Source organism: Rhodococcus sp. NPDC059969 (assembly GCF_042738325.1).
GTDB lineage: Bacteria > Actinomycetota > Actinomycetes > Mycobacteriales > Mycobacteriaceae > Rhodococcus_F.
In genome coordinates this window covers 525,772-548,781 of the sequence record NZ_JBHWUF010000001.1, presented here as the reverse complement: position 1 = coordinate 548,781, position 23,010 = coordinate 525,772, and the positions used below count along the sequence as shown (strand labels likewise).

At 62.0% G+C, this 23,010-nt stretch carries 12 protein-coding genes and 1 tRNA gene; 5 read left to right on the top strand and 8 right to left on the bottom strand.

Annotated features, from left to right (window positions below; genetic code table 11):
• Position 1: 1 nt before the first annotated feature.
• From ACFWAD_RS02510 to ACFWAD_RS02490, 5 genes are all read right to left on the bottom strand, one after another.
• Positions 2-1,468, bottom strand: a complete 1,467-nt coding sequence (locus tag ACFWAD_RS02510; RefSeq protein ID WP_378536237.1) for a peptidoglycan D,D-transpeptidase FtsI family protein — start codon at positions 1,466-1,468, stop codon at positions 2-4.
• The gene (locus ACFWAD_RS02505) at positions 1,465-2,916 is read right to left on the bottom strand and encodes an FtsW/RodA/SpoVE family cell cycle protein (protein WP_007735775.1); all 1,452 of its coding nucleotides are present in this window, start codon (positions 2,914-2,916) and stop codon (positions 1,465-1,467) included. The genes ACFWAD_RS02510 and ACFWAD_RS02505 overlap by 4 nt, the downstream gene beginning before the upstream one ends.
• A complete protein-coding gene (locus tag ACFWAD_RS02500; protein WP_378541119.1) occupies positions 2,916-4,340 on the bottom strand; it encodes a protein phosphatase 2C domain-containing protein in 1,425 nt (474 codons plus the stop codon). The genes ACFWAD_RS02505 and ACFWAD_RS02500 overlap by 1 nt, the downstream gene beginning before the upstream one ends.
• Complete coding sequence (locus tag ACFWAD_RS02495; RefSeq protein WP_003943418.1) at positions 4,337-4,801, bottom strand: FHA domain-containing protein; 465 nt, start codon at positions 4,799-4,801, stop codon at positions 4,337-4,339. The genes ACFWAD_RS02500 and ACFWAD_RS02495 overlap by 4 nt, the downstream gene beginning before the upstream one ends.
• A 186-nt stretch (positions 4,802-4,987) precedes the next feature.
• Positions 4,988-6,406, bottom strand: coding sequence for an FhaA domain-containing protein (locus ACFWAD_RS02490; protein ID WP_378541116.1), 1,419 nt, complete (start codon positions 6,404-6,406; stop codon positions 4,988-4,990).
• Positions 6,407-6,660: 254 nt separating this feature from the next.
• Between ACFWAD_RS02490 and ACFWAD_RS02485 the strand changes: the two genes are divergently transcribed.
• Positions 6,661-6,746 (top strand) — tRNA-Leu (locus ACFWAD_RS02485).
• Positions 6,747-6,799: 53 nt separating this feature from the next.
• Here ACFWAD_RS02485 and ACFWAD_RS02480 read toward each other — a convergent pair.
• Complete coding sequence (locus ACFWAD_RS02480) at positions 6,800-7,141, bottom strand: hypothetical protein (RefSeq protein ID WP_378541113.1); 342 nt, start codon at positions 7,139-7,141, stop codon at positions 6,800-6,802.
• Positions 7,142-7,720: 579 nt separating this feature from the next.
• On the opposite strand from ACFWAD_RS02480, the gene ACFWAD_RS02475 reads away from it, so the two are divergent.
• From ACFWAD_RS02475 to ACFWAD_RS02460, 4 genes are all read left to right on the top strand, one after another.
• Positions 7,721-9,370, top strand: a complete 1,650-nt coding sequence (locus ACFWAD_RS02475) for a DUF6119 family protein (RefSeq protein WP_378541110.1) — start codon at positions 7,721-7,723, stop codon at positions 9,368-9,370.
• Positions 9,371-9,549: 179 nt separating this feature from the next.
• A complete protein-coding gene (locus ACFWAD_RS02470) occupies positions 9,550-12,978 on the top strand; it encodes a helicase-related protein (RefSeq protein WP_378542891.1) in 3,429 nt (1,142 codons plus the stop codon).
• A gap of 117 nt (positions 12,979-13,095) precedes the next feature.
• Positions 13,096-15,882, top strand: a complete 2,787-nt coding sequence (locus ACFWAD_RS02465) for a DUF1156 domain-containing protein (RefSeq protein WP_378541108.1) — start codon at positions 13,096-13,098, stop codon at positions 15,880-15,882.
• An 11-nt stretch (positions 15,883-15,893) separates the two neighbouring features.
• Complete coding sequence (locus ACFWAD_RS02460; RefSeq protein ID WP_378541106.1) at positions 15,894-19,298, top strand: Swt1 family HEPN domain-containing protein; 3,405 nt, start codon at positions 15,894-15,896, stop codon at positions 19,296-19,298.
• Positions 19,299-19,497: 199 nt separating this feature from the next.
• Here ACFWAD_RS02460 and ACFWAD_RS02455 read toward each other — a convergent pair whose 3' ends face one another.
• Both ACFWAD_RS02455 and ACFWAD_RS02450 read right to left on the bottom strand, forming a co-directional pair.
• On the bottom strand, positions 19,498-20,328 hold the full coding sequence (locus ACFWAD_RS02455; protein ID WP_143542653.1) for a HEPN domain-containing protein: 831 nt from the start codon (positions 20,326-20,328) through the stop codon (positions 19,498-19,500).
• 824 nt (positions 20,329-21,152) lie between these two features.
• Complete coding sequence (locus tag ACFWAD_RS02450; RefSeq protein WP_378541102.1) at positions 21,153-22,592, bottom strand: phytoene desaturase family protein; 1,440 nt, start codon at positions 22,590-22,592, stop codon at positions 21,153-21,155.
• Positions 22,593-23,010 lie beyond the last annotated feature (418 nt).

Sequence of the window (23,010 nt, the reverse complement as noted above, 5' to 3'; positions counted from 1 at the left end):
TTCAGCCCCCTTGGATTCCGGCTGCGATGACTGCACGACCGATCGGCGCAGCAACCGAGCCACCGGTAGCGGCAAGTCCGCGGTCACCACCGTTCTCGACGATGACGGCCACGGCGACCGTCGGATTCTGCGCCGGTGCAAAAGCGATGTACCAGGCGTGCGGCGGGGTTTCCCGCGGGTTCACGCCGTGCTCCGCGGTACCGGTCTTGGACGCGATCTGAACGCCGGGAATCTTGCCGTCGCCGCCGGTGAAGTTCTCCGAGCCGATCATCAGATCGGTCAGCGTTGCCGCCACTGCCGGCGAGATCGCCTGACCCATCGACACCGGTGACGGCGTACTGAGATCGGTCAGATCGGGTGCCTGCAACTGGGAGATCAGGTTGGGCTGCATCCGCACACCACCGTTGGCGACGGTCGCGGCGATCACTGCATTCTCGAGCGGGGTCACCGCGACGTCGCGCTGGCCGATGCTGGTCTGGCCGAGGGCAGCGTCGTCGGAGATGTCGCCGACGGTGCTGTCTGCAACCGGCAGCGGGATCGCGGGAGTGTTGGGACCGATGCCGAAGGCGCTGGCCTCGTCCTTGATGGCGTCGGCGCCGTCCTTGATGCCCAGTTCGACGAAGGCCGTGTTGCACGAGCGCGCAAACGCTTCACGCAACGACGCCGTCGGGTTGGGGCCGCAGGTGCTGCCGTTGTAGTTCTCGAGGGTCGTGCTGGTGCCGGGCAGCGTGATCTGCGGCGCCGCGGTCAGCTGGTCTTCCGGGGTCGCGCCGTTGCCCAGAGCTGCGGCCGTGGTGAGCACCTTGAACGTCGAGCCGGGAGGGTAGGTCTGCGAGATCGCGCGGTTGACCAGCGGATCGTTGGGATCGGCGTTGAGTTCGTCCCACGCCTGCGTGGTTTCGGCGCCGTCGTGGCTGGCAAGCAGGTTCGGATCGTAGCTCGGAGTGCTGACCATCGTCAGGATGCGTCCGGTGCTCGGCTCGATGGCGACGACGGAACCGGTGTAACCCTTGCTGGTCAGCTGGTCGTACGCCACCTGCTGCATGGCCGGATTGAGCGTCGTGACGACGTTGCCACCGCGCGGATCGCGTCCGGAGACCAAGTCGAAGAAGCGCTGGCTGAACAACCGGTTGTCCGAGCCGTTGAGAATCGGGTCCTCGGTGCGCTCGAGGCCGGCGCTGCCGTACTGCATCGAGTAGAAGCCCGTGACCGGTGCGTACGGGTACGGATTCGGATACTGGCGCAGGTACTTGTACCGGTCGTCGGTGGCCTGGGAGGCCGCCAGTACCTGTCCGGCCGCCGAGATCTGACCTCGCTGGCGTGAGTACTCGTCGAGCAGCACCCGTGAGTTGCGCGGGTCGGCTCGCAGGTCGTCAGCTTTGATGACCTGTACGTACGTGGCGTTGGCGAGGAGCGCGACGACCATCACCATGACGGCCATCGCGACGCGGCGCAGTGGAGTGTTCATACGCGCGGCATCATCTCGGTATTGGCGTCAGCGATTGGGGGCGGGCCTTTCTTCTTCGTCACTACCGGCGCACGTGCCGCGTCCGAGATCCGGACGAGGATGGCCAGCAGTAGGTAGTTCGCGAGCAGCGACGAGCCGCCGTACGACATGAACGGTGTTGTCAGACCCGTCAGCGGGATCAGCTTGGTGACGCCGCCGACGACGACAAAAATCTGGATCGCGATCGTGAACGACAGACCGGCGGCGAGCAGTTTGCCGAAGCTGTCGCGCACTGCCAACGCCGTACGCAGACCGCGCACGATGAGAAGCAGGAACAGCATCAGCACAGCGGCCAGGCCGATCAAACCGAGCTCTTCGCCGATGGTCGCGATGATGAAGTCCGTCTTCGCGAACGGGACCTGGTTGGGTCGACCACTACCAAGACCTGTTCCGGCGATACCACCAGTGGCCAGGCCGAACAGCGATTGCGAGATCTGATAACCGGTGTTGGCGTAGTCGCCGAGCGGGTCCAGCCAGGTGTCGACGCGCACGCGCACGTGACCGAACATCTTGTAGGCGAAGAAGAATCCGATGGCGAGCAGTCCGCCGCCGATCACCAGCCAGCCCACACGCTCGGTCGCGATGTAGAGCATCACCAGCACGGTGCTGAAGAGCAGCAGCGACGTACCGAGGTCGGTTTCGAAGACGAGAACGCCCACCGAGACGATCCAGGCGAGCAGGATCGGGCCGAGGTCGCGGGCACGTGGAAAATCCATGCCCAGGAAGTGTTTACCGGCCGAGGTGAACAGGTCGCGCTTGGCGACGAGCACGGACGCGAAGAAGATGATGAGCAGGATCTTCGCGAACTCACCTGGCTGAATGCTGAATCCGGGCAGGCGAATCCAGATTTTTGCGCCGTTCACGCTCGAGAACTTCGCCGGCAGGATCGCGGGAATCGCCAGGAACACCAGGCCCGCGAGGCCGAGTGTGTAGCTGAACCGCGCCATCAGGCGGTAGTCCTTCAAGAACACGAGCAGCAGCACGAAACCGGTGATCGCCAGCGCAGTCCACATGACCTGCTGGTTCGCATCCGGAGACGGTGCCTCGACGCCGTTGTAGAGCGCTGTCTGTTCGTCGGCGAGGTCGAGTCGGTGGATGAGCACCAATCCCAGGCCGTTGAGCAGGGCGACGATCGGGAGCAACAGCGGATCGGCGTACGGCGCATACCGTCGAATTGCCAAGTGCGCGATCAGGAACAGGCCCGTGTACGCGAGCGCGTACTTGGCCAGATCGAGAGTGATCTTCTGTTCCTGGCTCGCCTCGACGAGCAGAAGCGAGACCGTCGTGATGATGACGGCAAAGCCCAGGAGCAGCAGCTCCATGTTTCGACGGGTCGACTGGACCGGCGCCGGGGCAAAACCTCCGGGCGGACTCGGAAAAGCCGTCCCCGCAGCTGCGTTGGACGACATCAGTTGACCGTCCTGCAAGTCTGACCGGGAACTTCGGTCGGCGTAGGCGTAGTCGTGGGTGCCGCCGTTGTCGGCGCAGCTGGATCCGCGGGCGGTACGGGGGGCGGCGTCGTCTCCGGTGCAGGCGGGGGAGTGGGCGCGGCCGTCGTCGTCGGAACCGGCTCGCAACGAGGCAGCAGATCGCCGCCGATGAGACGGATCATCTGGCTCTGCGCATCTTCACGCTTGCCGGACGGCAGCCCGGCGCGCACCTGCTCCTGCGCCGACGGCTGCAGATCGGTGACCTCGAGGATGTTGCAGTCGCTGGGAATCGCGTCGGGGGAGACGAGGGTCAGGACGTCGTCGTCGCCGACGCAACCGACCAGATCCGCGTCTTGCAGCGAGTAGCCGAGCACCGAACCGGGGATTCCGCGCAGCACCGTCACGCGGCCGTTGTCTTCGCCGACGTAGTAGTTGTTGCGGATGACGGCGCGGCCGATCACGGCGCCGACGCCGACCAGCGCGATCAGCACCACAGCGAGGACCACCCACCACAACCGGTTCCGCTTCTTCTTCGGTTCCGGTTCGGGCTGGGAGACAACTCGCTTGGGCGTCGCGCGCGGCGGACGCATGGCAGCGGCTCGGCCGGCAGCAGTGTTGGGGGGAGGGGAGTCCTCTTCCTCTTCCGTCGACGCGGCACCCGCGACGATGGGATGCGACTGGCCGTAGTCGAGGTCGATGACATCTGCAACGACGACGGTGACGTTGTCGGGACCGCCGCTGCGCAGCGCCAATTCGATGAGACGATCGGCGCACTGCTCCTGCGAGCCTTCGCGCATCGTGTTCTCGATGGTCTCGTCGCTGACCACGTCGGAGAGGCCGTCGGAGCAGAGCAGGTAGCGATCGCCGGCGCGGGCTTCGCGCACGGTGAGCGTCGGCTCGATCTCGTTGCCGGTCAACGCCCGCATGATCAGGGATCGCTGCGGGTGCGTGTGTGCCTGCTCGGCGGTGATCCTGCCCTCGTCGACCAGCGACTGAACGAACGTGTCGTCGCGGGTGATCTGCGTCAGGTGATCGTCACGCAGCAGGTAGGCGCGCGAGTCGCCGATGTGCACGAGTCCGAGCTTGCTGCCGGAGAAGAGGATCGCGGTGAGCGTGGTGCCCATGCCGTCGAGTTCGGGCTCTTCCTCGACGTGATCGGCGATGGAATCGTTGCCCTCGCGGGTGGCTGCCTCGAGCTTGCCGAGCAGATCCTCGCCGGGCTCGTCGTCGTCGAGATGCGCCAGGGCGGCAATCATCAACTGCGACGCGACCTCACCGGCCGCGTGTCCGCCCATACCGTCGGCCAAGGCCAGCAGGCGTGCACCGGCGTACACGGAATCTTCGTTGTTGGAGCGCACGAGACCGCGGTCGCTGCGCGCCGCGTAGCGGAGAACAAGGGTCACGGGCGTAGCTCGATTACCGTCTTGCCGACGCGAACCGGAGTGCCCAGCGGCACGCGCACCGCAGTTGTGACCTTGGCGCGGTCCAGATAGGTGCCGTTGGTCGAACCGAGATCCTCGACGTACCAGTCGGCGCCGCGCTGCGAGAGCCGCGCATGGCGCGTCGACGCGTAATCGTCGGTGAGAACGAGCGTCGAATCGTCGGCGCGGCCGATCATGACCGGCTGAGAACCCAGGGTGATGCGGGTACCGGCGAGGGCGCCCTGCGTGACCACCAGGTACCGCGGCACCTTCGCCTTGCCCAGCGAGGGCAGGACCTTTCCGGCGCGGGTGTACCGCGGCGGAACCCTGACCCCGGAGCCGGCATAGATGTCGGAGCGGAGAGTGCGGAGGACTGCCCAGACGAACAGCCACAGTAGGAGCAGGAAGCCCGCCCGTGTGAGTTGCAGAATCAGGCCCTGCACGGCTGTCCACCTCCTTCTATGGCTCGAGCCCCGCCGCAGCGGGGTTCGAGCATTGTCGACTGGCAGCATCATAGGGGGCTCTGGGCCCCGAAGATCACGATACTGACAGCCGCGTGACGGCGGCGCGCCGACGGACCGCCGAATGTTCGATTGTTATCGGAAAAATCCTGGCGTCCGTTTCTCAGCTCAGAGAATGCGAACCAGAATCTCCGAGTGACCTGCGCGAATGATGTCGCCGTCTGCCAGCTGCCAGTCCTGGACCGGTGCTCCGTTGACGGTCGTGCCGTTCGTAGATCCCAGATCGGACAGCATCGCGGTGCGGCCGTCCCAACGGATGTCGATGTGGCGACGTGAGACGCCGGTGTCCGGGAGGCGGAACTGAGCTTCCTGGCCGCGGCCGATGACATTGCTGCCGTCGCGAAGCTGGAAGTGGCGTCCGCTGCCGTCTTCGAGCTGCAGGGTTGCCGTCAGGCTCTGGGCCGTCGGTGCGTAACCGCCCTGCGGCTGGGCATAGCCCTGCTGCGGGTAGGCCTGCGTCTGCTCGAAGTTGCCGCCCTGCTCGTAGCCGGCCTGCTCGTACGGCTGCTGTGTGTACGCCTGCTGGTCGTAGCCGCCCTGCTGGTAGCTCTGCTGGTCGTAGCCCGGCTGATCGTAGGACTGGCCGTTGTACGGCTGCTGGTAACCCTGCTGGTCGTAGCCGCCCTGCTGGTAGCCCTGCTGGTCGTACCCACCCTGGTACGCCTGCTGGCCGTAGCCCTGCTGGTCGTACGGCTGCTGCTGGTAACCCTGCTGGTCGTAGCCGCCGCCCTGCTGGTCATAGCCCTGCTGGTCGTAACCGGCCTGCTCGTACGGCTGCTGCTGGTTCGGGTACGCCTGCTGGTCGTAGCCGCCCTGCTGCTGGTTGTAGCCCTGCTGGTCGTCGCCCGTGCGGTAACCGTCGCCGCGGTCGTAACCGTTCTGGTGCGGCGCTTCCTGGCCTTGCGGAGCGGCGTAACCGCCGTCGTCGTGGGAGTACCCGTTCCGTGCCGGCTGCTGCGGTTCGGGCTGGCGACCCGCCGGTTCGCGGCTTGGTTCGTAGCCTGAGTTCTGCGTCATGGGGCCGGCTCCTGGTTGTGACGGGACTGGATTGGAAACAGGGGGAACAATCGGTGCGGGTCGCTGAGGCGGCGGTTGTGGAGGCCGCGACGAAACCTGCGGAACATGCGACGGCGGTGATGCCTGCTCGGCGTCACCATCCGGGTCGACGGTTCCGCGGGTGCGGAACTGACCGGTGTGGAGCGTAGGCGAAGGCTCGAAAGTGACCGAGATGTCGCCGTACGTCTGCCAACCCTGATCGCGGATGAAATCCTGCAGGTGTCGGCTGAAAGCTTTGGTCGTCAGTTCGCGATCAGCTGCCAACTCTTCGTGATCGGAGTTGTTGATGGTGATCACGTAGTTGTTGGGGGCGAGAAGGATTCCGCCGCCGAGGTGCTCGACGCGGTCACGTGCCTCCTGTTGGAGCGCCGCCTCTACTTCCTGCGGCACAACACCACCACCGAAGACCCGCGCGAATGCGTCGCCGACAGCTCCTTGGAGCTTTCGTTCGAAACGCTGCACGATGCCCATCGGGCCCTCCTCTCGCCTCGCATCAACGACGGCAAAATGCTCGGCAACTAGCGCCGGCACCGCCTTGTCGCGTGTCGTCCAAACTGCTGTACAGGTTCCACGGTACTGTCAAATGTCGCTTCGGCAGTACCTGGCCGCTGTTTCAGCATGGTATCGGTTCTGGGCTTTCGGGTGCTCGGTGTTCATCGATTCGTGCCCTGAGCTGCACGAATAGAACTTTCAAAGTTTGTCGTGATAATGTTTCGGCGTTGCTCGGGCGAGTGGCGGAATGGCAGACGCGCTGGCTTCAGGTGCCAGTGTCCTTAGGGACGTGGGGGTTCAAGTCCCCCTTCGCCCACCACAAGACGAGGCCACGAACTCACAAGAGTTGGTGGCCTCGTTTTTTGTTGTCGGCTATCTGGCCGCAGCCTGAATGAAGCTCAGGACGAAGTCCAATGCGGTGCCCGCAAACGGGTCGCCGACTGGTTGAGGGGGCGCAGCGGGCGCCGTGATCTGAGGGGTCATCATCCCTGGCGGCAGTGTGCCGGGTGGGAGATTGATGACGGCGTTGATGTCGTAGATGGTGTTGTCGGGGCCGTTGGTCACCGCGAAAGAGATACTGCCGAAGTCGACGACCGGGGTGTCGGCTGATGCAGTACCAACTGCACTGCCGAAGGTGATCGCGGCAGCGAGCGCGCCGACGCCGAGGGCCGCGGTGGTCCGGGACAAACGAGTAGGCGTTTCGGGTCCATTCACAGATGTGCTCCCTTTCGTGGTGACAGCATCCGTGCGCGGGATGCCAAGCAGCCAGGAGATTGCAACCACTATCGAGGAAGATAACGGACATTCACCCGATGGCGGGGTGGTTCGCAAGAAGTGTTCCGCGCTTAGGGAGCTGTCGTGATGGACATTGCGAGCAGATCTATCGGTGTTCCAAAATTGTCGTTTGAAACATCCGCCGGTGAACTTGAGATCCAGAGCAATCAACTTTCGGTGGTCGCCGGGACCGCCCGAGATAATTTCAATGAACCTAGTCACTGATCAGCCAGTCGTTATCGCGTCAGCTCAGGTTGAAAACGACTCGGCAAGTGTGTGACTCCGAGAACAATCTTATGTCAGGTGAACGGCACTCTCCTTGACCTGATTGCTGAGCCAGACTTCCCACAATGAAGCCTTGAGGGGTAGATGGATGGGCGTTCAACGGACGCATCGAGTGTTGCGGGTTCTGTCCGATTTGGCGGGTTCTGTAGTTAACCTGTTGGCAGAGACAACGCTGACGCCGTTGCTCTTATGTCATCCGTGATCCATACGTCTTTGATCGAAAGCAGAATGCACTTGGCGCAACGCCGCTCGACCTCCGCACCCACGACGCTTTACCGACTTACCGGTCTTGAAGGAAAAATCCACGCGATCAAAGAGAAATACCTCGGCGATTCAGAAGGATTCGAGACGCGCGAGTGTTCCGTCGGCGACCGCGAAGCGCTCTTGGTGCACGGTCATATCTCAACCGAGCAACCGAAGTGGACTGAACGCGTCGGCTCACTGATCGAGGAACCGATCGTCGCGAAGAACGTGACGGCCGCAGCGGTATTGCTGATCGATGCAGGCGACAGTGTGACGTGGGCAATTACATACGGTATGGGATTTCTCTTGCTCGATCAGGCACATGTCGATCCGGGATTCGGGCAACGTCTGGCGATCAGGATCGCCGACCCTGAGAAGCTGAACTCGTTGACCCGTAAGACCATGGATGATCGAGCGAAAATCGATCGCTCATCGATTCCATCGGGTGCTCACCTCCGCGGGTTCGGTATCGGCGGCTTCGGTGAACTGGTTACTCGAGTCGTCGCTGCAGCCGAGTTGTCTGGGCTCAGCGTGGGTAAACCTTTCAAACTACGTGGCGCGGATGCTCTGAGCATGCCACTTGGACTGTCGCCGAAGACATTGCTCACGGACTTGGCGATGATCGAGGAAGCGCTCGCACGACCTGCCCAGAAAGACCTCGAGGTGCTCGAACAACTGGTGGCGGTCAAGAAGGGCAGCGACAGCGCCCTTCTGCTTGACACAATGCTCGTCAAAGCTCTCAGTGCCGATTCTGTTGAGGGATTCGGATCCGCGTGGCCCCATGAAAGCGTCAACGAAAATGGGACTCCCGATTCGTTCGTAGTCAAGGGCAGAGGCCGAAGGGACGTCCGAGCAGGGGTCCCTACAGCAGAAGACATCAAAGAATCTGTCGACAAGAACAACATCCTCGATTCCCTAGATCGCGTGAAAATTCAACTCTTCAGCGATCCAGACGGCCAGGAAGCAATCAGTTCCGACATACCTCTGCGCAAGTGGATTGCATACGAAACAACCCTCGCCGGTCGAAGATATTTCCTTCACGACGGTGCGTGGTATCTGATGGACGATGCCTACGCGGCAGACCTCGCCAAACGCGTCCAAGAGATATTCGACCGCAACTGGCAAGGGGAACTACCGCCTTGGCCACCTGATCGTGAAGACGAAAAAATCGAAGAAAAGCACTACAACAAACTCGCTGCGGATGCCTGCGGCGGAGTGCTTCTGGACAGGAAGCTGATCTACACCTTGCAGAACAGGCGTGGATTCGAAACATGCGACATCCTCACATCTGACGGCGACTTGGTTCATGTTAAGAACATCGACTCATCCGCGCCCGCCAGCCATCTTTTTGCGCAAGGCCACAATTCTGCGCACTCCCTCATGTCAGACAATCAAGCGCGAACGAAGTTCAAGAAACGTGTCGAGGATGCCGGCGGCGATCCTCACTTGGTGAAGAAGAAGCCGCCAGCTGTGGTGTTCGGGATCGCGCGCCGGAAAGGCAAATTGTTCACCGCCGAGACTCTCTATAGCTTCAGCCAGGTGACCCTGGTTCGCACAGTAAACGATCTGGAATCCCGCGGAATCGACGTCTACATTGTCCCCATTCTCAATGGCGCTGCCCCCGAGACCGCTGAAGCCTGACCTGGCGCACGGACATTGCCCGCCGGGACACTGGCGCGAATCCCCGTCGAGCATCCGTCTCATTTGTCGGTTCAGGGTGACACGATGAACCGATTGTTCGTTGATGAAAGGTGCGGTGCGTGGCAGATAGTTCCTCTGACGGTGTTCCAGCTCGTCTGGAGGACCTCCAGTCAGGTGTGATGTTGATCGGTGTTGCTTCGGAGCCGGTGACGATCGTGGCCGTGGATCGGTATGGCACCGAGGCAGTGACCGTGACCTTCAAAGACGCCTCAGGCGGTCTTGGACAGCAAGTGCTGTACCGGCTCGACGAGGAGCGTTTGCGGATCGCTACTCCTCAGTCGCGGTGGGGTTTCGACGCCGACCCTGCCGACTTCCGGCTTGCCACCGAGGCCTTACGCATCCGGATGGCCGGTCTGCACGATCCGATGGTCGCCGTGGCCTCGAGCGCTGTTGACCCGCTGCCGCATCAGATCCGAGCGGTCTACGGGGATCTGCTGCCACGAACACCGCTGCGGTTTGTCCTTGCCGATGATCCCGGCGCGGGGAAGACCGTGATGGCTGGGTTGTATGCGAAGGAGCTGATGCTCCGCGGGGACCTGTCTCGGATGTTGATCGTCGCGCCAGGCTCGCTGGTCGAACAGTGGCAGGACGAGCTTGCGACAAAGTTCGGAATCGCGGCCGAGTTGCTGTCTCGGGAGTTGATCGCTTCCTGCGTGGATACCAACCCGTTCGACCGACACCCGATCCTGATTGCCCGGATGGATCAACTCGCCCGCAACGACGACCTACTCGCGTTGCTGGACTCGAGCGAGTGGGATCTGATCGTCGTCGACGAGGCGCACCGGATGTCTGCGAGTTGGTGGGGCGGACAGCTCGACACGACCCGCCGCTACCAACTCGGCCAAAAGCTCGGTGAGATCACCCGGCACCTCCTGCTGATGACCGCCACCCCACACTCGGGCAACGAAGCCAGCTTTCAGGCGTTCATGGCCTTGGTGGATCCGGACAGGTTCGAGGGCGAATACCGGGCAGGGGCGCACACCACCGACACTTCCGGGTTGATGCGGCGGGTGGTCAAAGAGGAACTGCTCACCTTCGAAGGTAGACCGTTGTTCCCCGAGCGGATCGCCGAAACCGTTCCCTACACCCTCTCCGACGGGGAACAGCACCTCTACGAAGAAGTGACCCGGTATGTGCGGGAAGAAATGAACAAGGCCGGCCAACTCGGCAACGACAACCCCCGGGCTCGCACAGTCGGATTCGCCCTTACTGTGCTCCAGCGTCGCCTCGCGTCCTCGACTCATGCGATCGTGCGATCACTGCAGCGTCGCCGCGACCGACTCGAGAGCAAACGCCGCGACATGCTCACCCCGCAACCGCGACTGCTCGACGACACCACACTCGGGGCCAGGCTCGCCGACCCGGAGGAACTCGACTCCCACGAACTCGAAGATCTTGAGGAACAGGTCGTCGACGCTGCGACTGCAGCCCGCACCGTCGCCGAACTCGACGTCGAAATCGCCCAACTACAGAAACTTGTCGCACTCGCGGAGCAGGTGCGTGACTCCGGTGAGGACCGTAAATGGGCGGAGCTGCGGTCCCTGCTCCTTGATGAGGATCTGCTGCGCGACCCACAAGGTGCACCACGGAAGCTGATCGTGTTCACCGAGCATAAAGACACGCTCTTCTACCTGACTGAACAGATCCGCAACATTCTCGGCCGGCCCGATGCTGTGGTGACCATCCATGGCGGCACCCGCCGTGAGGAGCGCCGCGGTATCCGTGAGCAGTTCACCCACAACCCCACCACCCAGGTCCTCGTCGCCACCGACGCCGCCGGTGAAGGCTTGAACTTGCAGGCCGCGCACCTGATGATCAACTACGACTTGCCGTGGAACCCGAACCGTATCGAGCAACGTTTCGGCCGCATTCACCGCATCGGGCAAAAGCACACCTGTCGGCTGTGGAACCTCGTCGCTGCAGGCACCCGCGAGGGCCAGGTATTCACCCGACTCCTCGAGAAAATGGAAACCCAGCGCCGCGCCTACGGAGGACGACTCTTCGACGTCCTCGGAGACGCGTTCGCCGACCAGCCACTACGCGGGTTGTTGATGGATGCCGTCCGCTACGGCGACGACCCCGCCCAGCTCGACAAACTCAACCAGATCATCGACGCCGAGGTCGCCCGCGGACTGTCCGATCTCCTCGACGAGCGGGCCCTCGCCCGCGAGAGCCTCGACCCGCACGAGCTCGAACGGTTACGCCGCGAGATGGACGAGGCCCGCGCACGAAAACTGCAGCCGCACTATATTGCCGCGTTCTTCAAAGACGCCTTTGCCCGCGCTGGCGGCCGTCTGACCCGCCGCGAAGCGGGCCGATTCGAGATCACCAACGTCCCGGCCGCACTACGTGCCCGGCAGCGACCCGGCGCTGCCCTGCCGATAGCTTCGCGCTATCACCGGGTCACGTTCGACACCGCCAATATCGACGCAGATGGCGGGACGAGAGCTGAGTTCCTAGCCCCCGGACATCCTCTGCTCGACACAGTCCTCGACGCCACCATCGAGACTCACCGTCATGCCCTCGAATCGGGCACAGTCCTGTTCGATCCGACAGATCCTGGTGAGCAGCCGCGTCTGATCGTCGCGGTGACCGGGGAAATCATCGACGGCACAGGTCAGGTGGTCTCCAAACGCTTCGAATTCATCGCACTGGCCCCGGGCGGGCAGGCGACCAGCTGTGGGCCGGCGCCGTACCTGGACCTGCACCCGCTGCCCGATACTGCTCGCAACGCCGCGGACAGTGTGCTTGCGCAGGCGTGGCTCGCCGACGGGGTTGATCGGCTCGCCGAATCGTGGGCGATCGCTCACGCCCAACCCCAGCACTTCGACGAAGTGAGATCTCGAGTACTGCCGCTGGTGGAAAAGACCCGCACCGCGGTGCACAAACGCCTCACCCAACAGGTCAACTACCTCGACAGTGAGGCTGCACGTATCCGCGACAGTAGCTCCTCTGCTCAACGCGGTCGTCCGGCGAAAAACAAGCAAAGTCCCGAGCGCCTCGAAGCACGAGCCCGGGATCTCGAGGCGCGTCTGGAGGCTCGAACCGTCGAGCTCGACCGCCACGCCCGACTCGCGGCGAAACCACCCCGAGTTGAAGGCGCTGCCCTGATCATCCCGGCAGGGATGCTGCCGGGTCCTGTAGCCACATATGCCCGGGACACCGCCCGTGTCGAACGCCGTGCAGTCGATGCAATCCTCGCTGCGGAACGCGCACTCGGCAGGGTTCCAGAAGAGATGCCACATAACAACAAGGGCTACGACATCCGTTCCCTCGACGGACAAGGCCGCTACGTGTTCATCGAGGTCAAAGGGCGCGTCGAAGGTGCGGAAGATTTCACTGTCACGTTCAACGAAGTCCTTTACGGCAAGAACGTCCCCGATCAGCACCGTCTTGCCCTCGTCGCCGTCAGCGACCAAGGGGCAGACCATGACCAACTCCGATACGTGCACGAGCCGTTCCGTCGTATCGACATGGGCGACCTCGCCGCCACCGAGGTGCGCCTCGATTGGGTCAAGACGTGGGCGAAAGGAACCACACCCTCATAGAGGCTCTCCTTAAATCGTCTGACCAGGACCGAAGCCGGAGATATCCGGCTCGCCCGATAGTGTTCACACCACAACGTGCCGCACCAGCAGCAATAAACTTTAGACAGGATTCGCCTCGTGCCCGCCGAAAACTCGACCTCCATCCCTCGCCGCAAGCTGATCGAGGTGGCCCTACCACTGGAGACGATCAACAAGGAGTCGGCGCGCGAAAAGTCCATCCGGCAAGGGCATCCGTCGACACTGCACTTGTGGTGGTCACGCAAACCCCTCGCAACCTCACGCGCAGTGCTGTTCGCTCAACTGGTGGACGACCCGTCCTCCCATCCCGATCGCTTCCCCACCGAAGAGTCGGTGATCAAGGAACGCAAGCGTCTGCACGAACTAATGGAACGCCTCGTCGTCTGGGAAAACTCAAACGATGAGCGCTTACTCGCCGAAGCTCACCAGGAGATCCTGAACTCCACCGACGGCAACCCGCCGCCGATCCTCGACCCGTTCGCCGGGGGCGGCTCCATCCCGCTCGAAGCTCAGCGACTGGGGCTCGAAGCCCACGCCTCGGATCTCAACCCCGTCGCGGTACTGATTAACAAGGCCTTGATCGAGATCCCGCCGAAGTTCGCGGGACGCCCGCCCGTATTTCCCGGAATAGCGGATTCACAGATCAACAACTGGCCCCGCTCCACCGGACTGGCTGAGGACGTCCGCCGCTATGGCCAGTGGATGCGTGACGAGGCCGAGAAACGCATCGGCCACCTGTATCCGAAAGCGAAATTGCCCGACGGCTCCGAGGCTACGGTGATCGCATGGATCTGGGCGCGAACCGTTACCTGCCCCAATCCCGCCTGCGGCATTGCCATGCCGCTCACGAGCAAGTGGTGGCTGGGTAAGAAGAAAGGCAAGGAGGCGTACGTCGTACCGTCTGTAGTGGACGGCAAGGTACAGCTCACGATCGGCCACGACGTGAGGGCCGCGCCGAGCAAGGAGTTTGACAGCACAGTCGGACGCAACGGTGCGACCTGCATAGGCTGCAGGTCGGCGGTGGAGTTCAAATATATTCGCGCCGAAAGTCGAGCCGGGCGCATGGGCGCACAACTGATGGCGACCGTTGCCGAGGGGAAGCGGACGCGGACGTACCTGAATCCGACGGAGGAGCATGAGGCAGCGGCGCAGGTGGCGCGGCCGATGGATGCGCCGGATGGCGATCTACCGAAAGAAGCCCTCGGATTCAGAGTCCAAGCCTACGGAATGACTGCATATTCCGACCTTTTCACCCCACGCCAACTCACCGCACTCACTACCTTAAGTGACCTTGTTTCCGAAGCCCGCGAACACGTGCTCGCAAATGCTTTGGCCGGGGGTATGGACGAAGGGACGCGTCTTGAGGCTGGCGGCATCGGGGCGTCGGCGTACGCGGACGCGGTAGCAACCTATCTGGGGATGGGAGTAAGTCGGACATCCGATCTAGGGAACTCGCTGGCCACTTGGTCCAGTTCACGGGACCAAACTCGAAATCTATTTGCTCGACAGGCAATCCCAATGGCATGGGATTTCGTCGAAGTCTCCCCTTTCGCTACGGCATCTGGCTCGCTGACGGTTGCCACCGCCTCAATGGCGCAAGCACTCGATCGGATCGAGCCCGGCTATCAGGGCGTCGCAAACCAAGCTAGCGCGCAGAATGCCCCGATCGGTCGCATGCTTATCTCCACCGACCCGCCCTACTACGACAACATCGGCTATTCGGATCTCTCTGACTTCTTCTATGTTTGGCTCCGGCGGTCCCTACACCCGATCCACCCAAACCTTCTCAGCACAATGCTGGTCCCCAAGGCTGAGGAACTCGTTGCAAATCCCTACCGGCACGACGGTAAAGACGGGGCACACAAGTTTTTCGAGAACGGCTTTCGTGAAGTTTTCCATCTGGCTCGCGAGTCAGCCCTGCCCAACTTCCCGATCACTGTGTACTACGCCTTCAAACAGCAAGATTCTGATGGCGGCGCAGAAGCCTCCACAGGTTGGGAAACCCTACTTGAAGGCATGATCCGCTCCGGATGGGCTATCACCGCCACCTGGCCCATGCGCAGCGAGCGGTCAGCGCGATCAGTGAGCATCGGCACCAATGCTCTCGCTTCCTCCATCGTTCTCGCCCTGCGTCCCCGCCCCGACGACGCTCGCACCACAGACCGCCGCGGTTTCATCAACGCTCTCAAGGACGAACTGCCGAGCAAGCTCAAGGAACTCCAACAAGGCGCAATTGCCCCGGTCGATCTCCCACAAGCGGCGATCGGCCCAGGTATGGCTGTTTTTTCTCGCTACTCCGGCGTTCTCACCGATGACGGCAGTAAGATGACCGTCCGCGCGGCCCTGTCCCGGATCAACGAAATCCTCGACGAGGTGCTCGCCGAGCAGGAAGGTGACTTCGACGTCGATACCCGCTTCGCGATCGCCTGGTTCCGCCAACACGGCTTCGACGCGGGGACCTTCGGGGATGCAGATAATCTCGCGCGCGCTCGCAATGCGTCGCTCGATCATCTCGAACGTGCGGGCATCTTAACGAAACCCGCAGGCAAGGTCACACTGCTTTCCGCGGAGGCTTTGGACGCGATGTACGCCGAGAAAGAGTACGACCCCTCCACTGATCAGCACATCAGCGCGTGGGAAGCGGTGATGCACTTAACCCGACTGCTCGCATCTAAGGGCGTACCTGCAGCAGCGCAACTGCTCGCGGACGTCCCGGCGTCTATTGACCGCGACCTCTGCAAGGAGTTGGCATTCCTGTTGTTCGCGATCGCTGAAGATCGCAAGCAGACCAAGGTCGCCGTTGATTTCAACGCACTCGGTACCGCTTGGAATGACATCGTCGCCGAATCACGCAACGCGGCAACCCAACTCACATTCGACGCATAGGGGATCGACTCATGGCACTGAGCAACCGCGACCGCATCGGACGCGCCTTCGAACTCTTCGGCACCGCGCTCGACGAGTTCCACACCTACGTCCTCGCGAAGGAAATCCCCGCAGGCCAGGACTGGACCGCGCTGCTGGCACTCAAGGATTCCGCGAAGAGCGGCAGCGGCAAAACCTACAGTCGCACCGATCCCCAGAATGGCCTGCGGATGGTCACGGAGCAGATCCCGAACCAGATCCGCAAGGGGTGGTACCCGTACTCCGACCATCTCTCCCGCACTGAGCAGAGCTGGGCGACGGAACTGCGTGACGTGCGAAACACGTGGGCGCACAACGGTTCCTTCTCTGCCGACGACGCCTACCGCGCCCTCGATACTGCCGAACGGTTCCTGCGTGCGATCGGCGCGCCCGACTCGGCCGATGAGGTTCGCCGCTCCAGGATCGACTTGATGCGGTTGAGCTCGGACAAAGAGGACCGCAAGGTCGTCAAAGCGTCGCCGACCGCGGAGGTCGGCTCCGCCGGTCTCGAATCGTGGCGCCTGGTGCTGCGTCCCCACGAGGACGTGGCTAGCGGCAACTTCCACGCGGCCGAGTTCGCGGCCGACTTGGCAATGGTGTCGCGCGGTGAGGGCGATAGCGAGTACACCGACCCGGTGGAATTCTTCCAGCGCACGTTCCTCACCGAGGGGCTGCGTGATCTCACCGTCCGTGCAGTCAAACGTCTGTCCGGTGATCTCAATGCCGCACCGATCATCAACCTGCAGACCAACTTCGGTGGCGGCAAGACCCACTCGATGCTCGCAGTGTGGCATCTCGCATCAGGTCGTCCACTGGCCGACTATCCGCAGGAAGTCCAAGACGTGCTCGCCGGCCACGACCTCCCCAAAGCCCGCCGGGTCGCGCTCGTCGGCACCCAAATCCAGGCTGGCGCAGTCAAGGAGATGGCAGACGGTACCAAGGTCAACACGCTGTGGGGTCTGATGGCTTGGCAGCTCGGCGGCCGCGAAGCCTACGAGATCATCCAACAGTCCGACGAGGCACGCACCAACCCAGGTGATGCGCTGCGCCAACTCTTCCAGCAGTTCGGTCCCGCAGTGATCCTCATCGACGAATGGGTCGCATACGCGCGCCAGCTCTACGGCCGCGAGGACCTGCCCGACGGCACTTTCGATACCCAATTCACTTTCGCGCAGGCGCTGACCGAAGCGGCGAAAGCCGTCCCCGGCACTCTGATCCTCATCTCGATCCCGGCGTCCGCCGAGATGAAGGACGGCGAGTACGTCGGTGACGAGGAGGAGGTCGGCGGCGAGAACGGCCGTGAGGCTCTGAAAATGTTGCGTAAGGCCGTCGGCCGGGTCGCAGATCAGTGGCGGGCTGCGAACGCTGAGGAAAGCTTCGAGATTGTCCGTCGACGGCTGTTTGAAACCCCGGACAGTCAGGCCCTCGCGAAGATCAATGCCACCTCACAGAAGCTCGTCGACTTCTACCGCGATCACCGCTCAGAGTTCCCTCGTGAGGTGATCGAGAACGACTATCTGGAGCGGATCCGCCGCTGTTATCCCATCCATCCCGAACTCTTCGACCGACTCTACGAGGACTGGTCCACGCTGGAAAGGTTCCAGCGCACCCGCGGTGTGCTACGGCTGATGAACACGATCGTCGGACAGCTATGGCGGGAAAACGACACTGCACCGCTGATCATGCCCGGATCGGTGCCATTGCGTGCCGACAAAGTGGTCACCGAGCTCGCCCAGTACCTCGACGACAAGTGGAAAGCACTGATCGACACCGATGTCGACGGGCCTAACTCCGCCCCCGCGCAGGTGGACAAAGCCAATACTTTGCTCGGGACTCGGCTGACCACCCAACGTCTGGCTCGCACAGTGTTCATGGGCGCCACCCCGACCCTGAGATCGGCACATAAAGGCCTGGACAAGCAGCGGGTATTCCTCGGCACCGCCATGCCGGGCGATGTGCCCGGCAACTTCCACTCGGCGCTCAACCACCTCGCCAACACCGCAACGTACTTCTACAACTCCGAGTCGCTGTACTGGTACGACACCCAGGCCAACACCACCCGCACCGCCCGTGACCACGCAGAACGACTCCACAAGGAGGAGGTCTGGAACGAGGTCATCAAACGGCTGCAGACTCACCGCAAGACCGCCGCTGACGGGTTCACCGCCGTGCACGTGGCACCGGAGAGTTCAGCCGATGTGCCCGACCAGCAGGAAGTTCGCCTGGTCATCGTGCCGCCGTCACACACCCACACCAAAACCGACTCCGACGCAGTTGCTTGGGCCCGCGATGTCACAGAACACCGCGGCACCGCCGCCCGCAGCCATCGGAACATGGTTACTTTCCTCGCAGCCGACGCGACCAGGTGGAAGGAACTCGACACAGCGGTCCGCGACTTCCTCGCATGGTCATACGTACGCGACAACGCCGACAAGAGTCTGGGCCTGACATTCGCGCAGCGTGAGCAGGCTGTTGATCGGGTCGCCATGCACGACCGGACTGTGCGAGACCGCCTGCTCGAGACCTATCAGTGGGTGCTGGTACCCACCCAGCCAGACGCCACCCGTCCGTTGACGATCGAGGCGAAGAAAGATTCCAGCGGTGAGCAGCTCGCTGTCCGGGCTGCCGCGCGCCTGCGCAACGAGGGATGGTTGACGATTCAGCGTGGTCCAGCGCTGATCCGACACGATCTCGACGGCCGGCTACGCGCGGCCTGGGAACGCGACGGCCACCTCACTTTCGGGCAGTTGTTCGGTTTCTACACGACGTACCCGTATCTCGCTCGGTTGCGCGACCGCACAGTATTGGAGGACGGCGCACTCTCGGTATTCGACGAATTGATTTGGCAGCAAACTGGTTTCGCGTTCGCCGACAGTTGGGACGGCACCGACTACGTCGGCCTGGTGTTGCCCTCAGACAAGGTGACACCGCCGCAAATGACGGATTCGCTGCTGCTGGTACAGCCGGAACGAGCAGAGGCACAGCGTAAGCGAGAAATCGCAGCAATCACACCGCCCGACGACTCTGGTGAGGGCACCACAGGAACTGACACAGATCCCGAGACAAATACCGAAGCTGAATCTGGTGAAACAGCGAGCGGGACATCCGCAGCATCTCGCGGAGGGAGAAAGAGAGACGGCGAAAAACCGGTCGTGGTGGCGCGAAAGAACCGCTTCTTCGGCTCGACCGAACTGAACTCGGACTTCTACGTCCGCGACTTCAACAAAATCACCAACGAGATCATTCAACACCTCGCTGCCGCAGACGGAGTGCAACTCGAAGTGAGAATCGAGATCACTGCAACGACCCCTACAGGGTTCGATGACAACAAGATCCGAACAGTCAGCGAGAACGCCACTGTTCTCAAATTCGATCAGGCAGGATTCGAGGCCGAATAACCCACAGCAATCACCACACCGTTCCATAGATTCGTTAGGACGGTGTGGGCGTACCCGACTGCTGGTCCGGGATAATGGGCGTCCCGCCGGGTGGTGTCTCGAATCCTCAGAGCGGCGAGACACCCTTGCAGGATTGACATTAAGGTGGGCGATACCTACAACAGGGATCTTGGCCGGCGGAGGATCTCGCAAAGAGTGATCAGCTGTCCAGCACCTTGGGCGCAATGGAATGGGACCCGTTCCGTGATTCGTGTCGCATAAAATCGGGCGCAATCTCGACGTTTACACTCGGAGATCTATTTCCTGCGTAGCCGTGGGCGACATCGATCATCTCCTGAACCGTTGAAACGATACGCTGAAAACGCCCGGGCTTGAGCTTTGGTTCATTCGGTTCGTATCGCGCCGGCGCCCTCAGAGATGCGAGATTGTCGAGTACCTGGGCGTGGTCAGCCGGGCTGTTTTGCGCTGCGGTCCACCGCCTAAGCCACTCTCGTCTGTGCTTATGACTTTGGTTTGTGTCCGACTGGAGCAACATCAATGCCTGCACGGTGAGTTCGGCAGATGAATAGAGGAGATCTATTGCAGGAGAGAGAGTGTCGTTTCCGCTGCTCACCGCGACAGCTAGGAAACCCTCGGCCTTGGTCAGTAGTTTCCTGGCTTGTTCGAGATTGCGCCGGAAATCGAAACCGAGGATCCCTGCGCCGTTCTCGGCTCGAAAATAACAGACCCATCCACTATCAGAGTGCACCTCTCCCTCCATCGGTTCGATGCGGTCAAGATATTGAAGTCCGTCCTCGGCCTTAGCAAGGGTCACCGCCATGCGCGCCTCATCGCCTAGTCGTACTTCCACTGACCGGTCACCCGAGGGCAACTCGGCGAGAAACTGATCGACACTTCGCGGAGCAATCGAGAGACCACGACGACGTACCTCAGGTGCGACGAATATCTCGAACATATTGCTAATGACGATGGTGTCGAATTGAGCTGAATGCTCGTCAGATACTGCTTCTGCGTTGGGGTCGTTTTCCACAGTCAGACTCTAGGTGATTGGAACGGAATCAGGTGACTGGATGCAGCCTTAGATGTACCTTTTTCCGCTTCCAAACCACTTGTCTCGGAGGGGTGGGTCTCAATACGAGAGGCATGCTTTTTGTCGAAAACAGATCGATATTCGGCATCTGGTCAGCCGCGGCGATTGCGCAGGGGTCGTGTGTCGAAAACCCGGGTCGACAATCAACGTCGAATTGCTGCGGGGCGTCCGGGGTTTCCGACGGCATTGAAGGATCGAACCCCGTTGATTGCAGATCAGTTCGCATGTCAGCGCGCAGAGGTAGCGTGCAGAGATGGACAGACACGGTTGGTGAGCGGTCATCCTCCACCTGAATATTCAAGTGGCCATGGCGTCGGAGGGTCAGCTCTAACTTCTTGATCCGATTCGATCATTGTGAAGGTGCGAAATTTCGTATCCATCTGGACCGCGGCGAAGCCATTACTCGGCGGCAAACACGGCAGGGTTGAACCGAGCTGAGAACCTGGGAAGCGCATCGAGGATCAGGAGTTCGCTCCGTACAAACCTTGATGTCGATGGCATCGCGAGTTTCCAATTCGTCGATGTGGGCCAATGCCAGTAGTTTCTCGCCAGCGGTCGCTACGCCGGTCTCGATCCGGAGCGACCCAGCCAGCGCGCCAACAGGGTCAGTTCAACCTCTTGTTCAAAGGCGCGGCCGGAACGCAGGCGTGCTCGAATTACGGCCCGTATTGGGTATCGGGCGTATCCGACAGAAGTTCTCCGTCTTCCTTGGACAGTGACGAAGGTCCACGTGTGTCCGAAATGTCGTCCCCATCGGGGACGCCTCAACCCCGCGCCTTCAGCGCCGCCCGCGCGGCATTGAACCCACCCATCCCGTGGACCCCGCCGCCCGGGGGAGTCGCGGACGAGCAGAGGTACACGCCCGGGGCGCCGGTGGCATAGGGGTTGAGTCCGAATCGGGGGCGCGCGATGATCTGCCGCGCAGTGTTCGCACCCGCGGAGATATCGCCGCCCACGTAGTTGGGGTTGTACGCCTGCATCTGCGGCACATTGCGCACGTGGACGCCCACGATCCGGTCCCGGAACCCCGGCGCAAAGCGCTCGATCTGTCGCGTGACCGCATCGGTGGCGTCACCCGGATAGCCATGCGGCACATGCGCATACGCCCACACGGGATGGATGTCTCCGACGGAACGGGAAGGGTCGGCCAAGAACTGCTGGCCCAACAGAATGAAGGGCTTGTCCGGCATCTGACCCTGCACGGTCTGGCGTTCGACAGCTGCAGTTTCCGAAATCGTGCCGGACAGATGCAGGGTGCCGGCCTTGCGGGCGTGCGGATTCGTCCACGGCACGACGCTTCCGTCGGAGTCACCACGCACGGCGTAGTCGACCTTGTAGGCGGCGGTGCCGTAGCGGAATTTGCGGTAGGCCCGGGCAATGCGGTCGGGCTGCCGACCGTCGAGCAGACGACCGGCCGCGTCTGGTGCGATGTCGAGCATGACGATGTCGTAGTCGGCGATCTGGGAGTAGTTGGTGACCCAGTTCCCGGTTTCGATGGTGCCACCGAGGCTGCGCAGGATCGACGCGAACGCCGCGGCGATGGATCCTGAACCACCTTGCGCCACAGGCCAACCGTTAGCGTGGGCGGCCGCGGTCAGCATCGACGCGACAGCACTGGACAGGGGGAGGTTCAGCGGCCCGAACATGTGCGCCGCGACGCCACCGAACAGCGCCCGCGCCTGTGGGGTCTTGAACATCCGCGCGAAACCCGTCGCGGGAAGCAGAGCGCCCGTCCCGAAACGGGCGAGCATCAGCGGGTGCTTCGGAACGTGCACGATCGGCTTGAAAACGTCCTGCACCAACTCGTCGAAGTTCTCGGACAGGTATCCGAAGACGTCGAGCCACCTCTTACCGTCGACACCCAATCCTTCAGCGGTCCGGTTGATATCGCGCCACAGAACCCCGGCGGTGCCGCCGTCGAGTGGGTGGACCAGATCTATCTCGGGCCACAGCCACGTCAGGCCATGCTCGGCGAGCCCGAATTCGCGGTCGAGTTCCTTGAAGTAAGGAGAAGCCAAGGCTGTGGGATGGAAGGCGGAGCAATCGTCGTGGACGAGTCCGTCGACTATGTATTCGCTGCTGCGGGTGCCGCCGCCGATCTTGTCCGCACCCTCGATGACATGGACGTCGATTCCGGCGCGGGCGAGTTCGATCGCCGCCGCGAGACCGTTGGGGCCACTGCCCACCACTACTGCTGTTGTCATTTGCTCTTCGCCGCCCGTCTTCTCAAGGGTGAGCCTACGGAAATTACAGCGATGGCATTCTGCGAGCAAACAATTCAGGCCTAGACCTTGGTTGATCGATCAACTTTTGTTACAGTTCGAGGCGCACTGGCCGCAGCTGATTCTTATCGCTGCGGCCAGTTGTTGCATTTATCGCCTGTCGCGCCTGTTTCCTGCGGATTCGGTATCCTGTGAATCGGAACTTCTCTGCACAGACGCAGCTCCGAAATCTGTCGAGGGGCCTTCTGGCTCCCTGCATCGCCGCAGTTCAGAGCAATTATAGGGCTACCTTAGTTGCGCCCGTGCCGGGGTTCTGAATTATCGTTTTCGTTACACGGTTGACTCACAAAAGTTTCAACCGACCGAAGACTCACGTCGCCGGGTGCCAGAACGCACACCA

Excerpts from the sequence above, each read along its gene's own strand:
- ACFWAD_RS02510 (WP_378536237.1), bottom strand. The coding sequence starts at position 1,468 with ATGAACACTCCACTGCGCCGCGTCGCGATGGCCGTCATGGTGATGGTC.
- ACFWAD_RS02505 (WP_007735775.1), bottom strand. The coding sequence starts at position 2,916 with ATGTCGTCCAACGCAGCTGCGGGGACGGCTTTTCCGAGTCCGCCCGGA.
- ACFWAD_RS02490 (WP_378541116.1), bottom strand. The coding sequence starts at position 6,406 with ATGGGCATCGTGCAGCGTTTCGAACGAAAGCTCCAAGGAGCTGTCGGC.
- ACFWAD_RS02470 (WP_378542891.1), top strand. The coding sequence starts at position 9,550 with ATGTTGATCGGTGTTGCTTCGGAGCCGGTGACGATCGTGGCCGTGGAT.
- ACFWAD_RS02460 (WP_378541106.1), top strand. The coding sequence starts at position 15,894 with ATGGCACTGAGCAACCGCGACCGCATCGGACGCGCCTTCGAACTCTTC.
- ACFWAD_RS02450 (WP_378541102.1), bottom strand. The coding sequence starts at position 22,592 with ATGACAACAGCAGTAGTGGTGGGCAGTGGCCCCAACGGTCTCGCGGCG.